Source organism: Mesorhizobium sp. M7A.F.Ca.CA.002.05.1.1, from assembly GCF_003998335.1.
Classification (GTDB): domain Bacteria; phylum Pseudomonadota; class Alphaproteobacteria; order Rhizobiales; family Rhizobiaceae; genus Mesorhizobium.
The window spans coordinates 1-4,093 of sequence record NZ_RZQI01000548.1 but is presented as its reverse complement, the minus strand read 5'-3'; the positions used below and the strand labels follow the sequence as shown (position 1 = coordinate 4,093).

The 4,093-nt window shown below is 66.3% G+C and carries 4 protein-coding genes; 3 read left to right on the top strand and 1 reads right to left on the bottom strand.

Annotation, left to right across the window (positions count from 1 at the left end; translation table 11 throughout):
* Positions 1 to 794: aminomethyltransferase family protein (locus tag EN939_RS23605; RefSeq protein WP_164751167.1), on the top strand; the 794-nt coding region annotated here is incomplete at its 5' end.
* A gap of 12 nt (positions 795 to 806) precedes the next feature.
* Positions 807 to 2,360: a trimethylamine methyltransferase family protein gene (locus EN939_RS23600; protein ID WP_127270069.1), complete on the top strand. Its 1,554-nt coding sequence runs from the start codon at positions 807 to 809 to the stop codon at positions 2,358 to 2,360.
* Between the two features lie 141 nt (positions 2,361 to 2,501).
* Here EN939_RS23600 and EN939_RS23595 read toward each other — a convergent pair whose 3' ends face one another.
* Complete coding sequence (locus tag EN939_RS23595) at positions 2,502 to 3,527, bottom strand: LacI family DNA-binding transcriptional regulator (protein WP_127270067.1); 1,026 nt, start codon at positions 3,525 to 3,527, stop codon at positions 2,502 to 2,504.
* Positions 3,528 to 3,724: 197 nt separating this feature from the next.
* Between EN939_RS23595 and EN939_RS23590 the strand changes: the two genes are divergently transcribed.
* The coding region (locus EN939_RS23590; protein ID WP_164751166.1) for a Gfo/Idh/MocA family oxidoreductase at positions 3,725 to 4,093 on the top strand (369 nt) is incomplete at its 3' end.

Genomic DNA, 4,093 nt, shown 5'->3' with positions numbered 1-4,093 from the left:
GCTATTGGCTGATGGGCTCCTACTATCTCCGGGAATTCCACATGCGCTGGTTCGAGAGCCATGCGGCTGAAGGCGTCACCGTCGGCGACCTCTCCGACACGATGAGCGGCTTCCTGCTGACCGGGCCGAACGCGCGCAAAATACTGGAGCGAACGACGCATCAGGATGTGTCCGGCGCAGCGCTGCCGTTCATGGCCTGCGGCACATTCGACATCGGCATGGTGCAGGCACGTGTGGCGCGGCTGTCTATATCAGGCGAGCTCGGCTTCGAAATCAGTTGCCCCGTGACCATGCATGCCACTCTGCGCGACACGCTGCTGGGCGCTGGCGAGGATTTGGGCCTTGCCGAAATCGGCTACTATGCACTCAATGCGCTGCGGCTGGAGAAGAGCTTCGGCATCTGGTCGCGCGAATTCACGCAAGGCTATACGCCGGGCCAGACCGGTCTCGACCGCTTCATCGCTTTCGGCAAGAGCGACTTCATCGGCCGCGAAGCAGCGTCGAAACAGCGGGAGGCCGGCAGCGGCCAATGCCTGGTGACGCTGGAAATCGATGCGCTCGACGCCGATGCCAGCGGCTTCGAGCCGGTCTGGCATCAGGGCCGGCGTGTCGGCTTCGTCACCTCGGGCGGTTACGGTTATACGATCGGCAAGAGCCTGGCGCTGGCGCTGGTCGACCGCGATTTCGCGGGCGAGGGCACCGCGCTCTCCGTGCATGTCGTGGGGGAGGAACGGCCGGCGCATGTCGTCGCGGCCTCGCCCTATGATCCCCTGGGCAAGGCAATGCGGCAATGAGGAGGATTTCCGATGGTCGATGACGCGGCACGGGACGGCAGGCGCGAGCGCCGGCGTGGACGCACGGGCGAGGCCGGCAGCGAAAGCAGCCGCCGTCCCAATTACCATTCGCTGAAGAACCCGTTCCTGCCACAGCCGATCTTTTCTGATGATCAGGTGGCCGCGATTCACGAAACGGCGCTGCGGGTGCTGGAAGAGCTCGGCATCAAGGTGCTGCTGCCGCAGGCGCGTGAGCACTTCGCCAGCGCCGGCGCGCTGGTCGATCCGGACACCGACATGGTGCGCATCGGCCGCGACATGGTGACGGCGGCACTCGCCTCGGCGCCGAGATCGATCCACGCTCACGCCGGTTCGCGCGCCCGCGATCTGACGCTGGAGCTCGGCTCGATGACCTTCCTCGCCGGATGCGGGGCGCCGAACGTCACCGATCTCGAGCGCGGCCGGCGGCCGGGAACACTGGCGGATTTCGAGGATCTCATGCGGCTGGTGCAGCATTTCGACGTGCTGCATATGCTGGGGCCCTGCATCGAACCGCAGGATGTCGACAACCGCTTTCGCCACTATGCCGTCAACCGCGCGCAGCTGACGCTGTCGGACAAGCTCCCGTTCGTCTTCGCGCGCGGCACGCCGCAGGTCGAGGACGGGTTCGAGATGATTCGTCTGGCGCGCGGCCTGTCGCAGGACGAGTTTCTGGCAAATGCATATTGCTACACCGTCATCAACACCAACTCGCCGCGCCAGCTCGACATCCCGATGGCGCAAGGCATCATCGATTTCGCCCGCGCGGGCCAAATCTCCGTCATCACGCCGTTCTGCCTGGCTGGCGCGATGGCGCCGATCACGGTCGCCGGCGCGCTGACGCTGCAGCATGCCGAGGCGCTCGCCGGGCTGACGCTGGCGCAGATCGTGCGGCCCGGCGCACCGGTCGTCTATGGCTCGTTCTCCTCCAATGTCGACATGAAATCCGGCGCGCCGGCCTTCGGTACGCCCGAGCACGTCAAGGCGACGCTGGGCGCCGGTCAGCTGGCGCGCTTCACCGGACTGCCGTGGCGATCGGGCGGCGGCAGTGCCGCCAACATCTCAGACGCGCAGGCCGCGCACGAGACGCAGTTCGCGCTGTGGGGCTCGGTGCTGGCCGGGGCGACGATGTGCATCCATGCCGCCGGCTGGCTGGAGGGCGGCCTCAGTGTCTCCTTCGAGAAACTGATCACCGACATCGAGGCGCTGCAGACGGTGGCTGAACTTTGTGCCGCGACGCCCGGCGACACCGATACGATCGGCTTCGAGGCGATCGCCGAGGTGCAGCCGGGCGGCCACTTCTTCTCGGCCGGTCACACCATGGCGCGCTACCGCACCGCCTTCTACGAACCGCTGGTGGCCGACTGGTCGAATTTCGGCAACTGGACGCAAAGCGGCTCGAAGACAGCGAGCGAGCGCGCCACCGGTGTCTGGAGGCGGGTGCTTGCCGATTTCGCGCCGCCGGCAACGGCTGCCGCCACATCAGGCGTGCTGGATGAGTTTATCGCACGGCGCACGGCAGAGGGCGGAGCGGCGCCAGTGTCTTAAGGCCGGCTATCGCTGATCGCCCTGGTTGTGGCGCGATCCGGAACCTGCAGCGCCTCCCGCGCATTCAAGGTTGCGGCCGGTGCACTGCGGCACCGGTGTGCTGTTTGAGGGGAGACGACATCGGCGGCCCTGCTGCCACCATCAATCGCTGTCGCGCGCCACCAGTTCCAGCGGCCAGACTTCGCGGATGATCCGCGGCCCCTCCGGGCCGGCGAAGGCGGGAAGCGACGCCAGCAGCATTTCAGCAAGCCGTTGTCCCATTGGCTCCAGCGCCGGGCGGAAGGCGGTCAACGCCGGGGAAAAATAGCGGCAGAGCGGCGTGTCGACGATGACGGTTACCGCCATGTCCTGGCCCGGCCTGATGCCCATCTCGGCCAGCGACTTGCAGCCGCCCAGCGCCATTGCATCATTGTTGAAGATGATGGCGGTCGGCGGGGCCTTGGAGCGCATGACCTGGGGCGTCACCTTGTAGCCGCCGGCCTCGTTGATGAAGCCGGACGCGATCAGCTCCGGGTCGACCTCGATGCCGTGCCGCCGCAAGGCCTTGCGGTAGCCGGCGAGGAACAGATAGCCGAAATTGAGGTCGAGCGACGGGCGGATAGCGGCGATACGGCGGTGACCGCGCGCCACAAGGCGGTCGACGGCGTCGGCGCCGGCCTTCTCGAAATCGAGGTCGAGGGAAGGATAGGACTTGGCCCCGGAGCGACTGCGGCCGAGCGTGGCGAACGGAAAGCCGGCTTGCGTGAGATAGTCGATGCGCTCGTCCTCGCGCCGCGTCCAGGCCAGCAGCACGGCATCGGCGCGGCGCGTCTCGACGACACGGCGCAGGCGCTCCTGCTGGTAGTCGCCCGGCGCGCCCATGACCACGGTCAGGTCGAGCCCGCTTTCGGCAAGCCTGGCCTGCAGCCCGATCAGAAACGGAATGAAGAACGGCTCGCCATATTGCTGGTCGCCGGGATGCGGCTGCAGCATGAAGGCGATCGAACGGGTGGCGCCTTGCCTCAGGCTGCGGCCGGACTGGTTCGGCGAATAGTTCAGCGTCCTGGCCGCCTCGAGCACGCGCTGGCGCGTGTCGGCATTGACGTCGGCGCGGCCGTTCAGCGCCCGCGACACCGTGCCGATCGATATGTTCAAGTGACGGGCAAGGTCGTGAATGCTGGACGCCAAGAGACTGTTCTCCCCCTTGCTTGGCTAGCACCGGTAGCCGCTCAGGCCAAGGCGGTAAGACGAATTTCGCCAAGGGCCGATTGACATTCTACGCCTTCGGGTGTGTTCTCGTAAACGTTTACGGAAAAACGTTTACGGTCCTGCCGTGGATGCCGTGACGATCGGTCTGGAGGGACCGAGCGGAGGAGGAGCGCTGGATGATCGATGTCGTCCTGGTCGGCTGCGGAGCGATGAGCAAGGCCTGGCTCGATGCCATCAGGCAGATCCACGGGCTCACCCTTATCGGCCTAGTGGATCTCGATGCCGACAGGGCACGGGCGAGGGCGCGCGAATACGACCTCACCAATGCCGTCATCGGCAGCAATCTCGACGCCGTGCTCGACCAGACCAAACCGCAAGCAGTGTTCGACGTGGTGGTTCCAGCTGCACGGCGCGAAGTCGCTTTTTCCGCCTTTGCCCACAATTGCCATCTGCTGACGGAAAAGCCGCTCGCCGACAGTCGGGAAAATGCGCGCGCCATCGTCGAGGCCGCGCACCGCGCCGGGCGCATCCATGCGGTCGTGCAG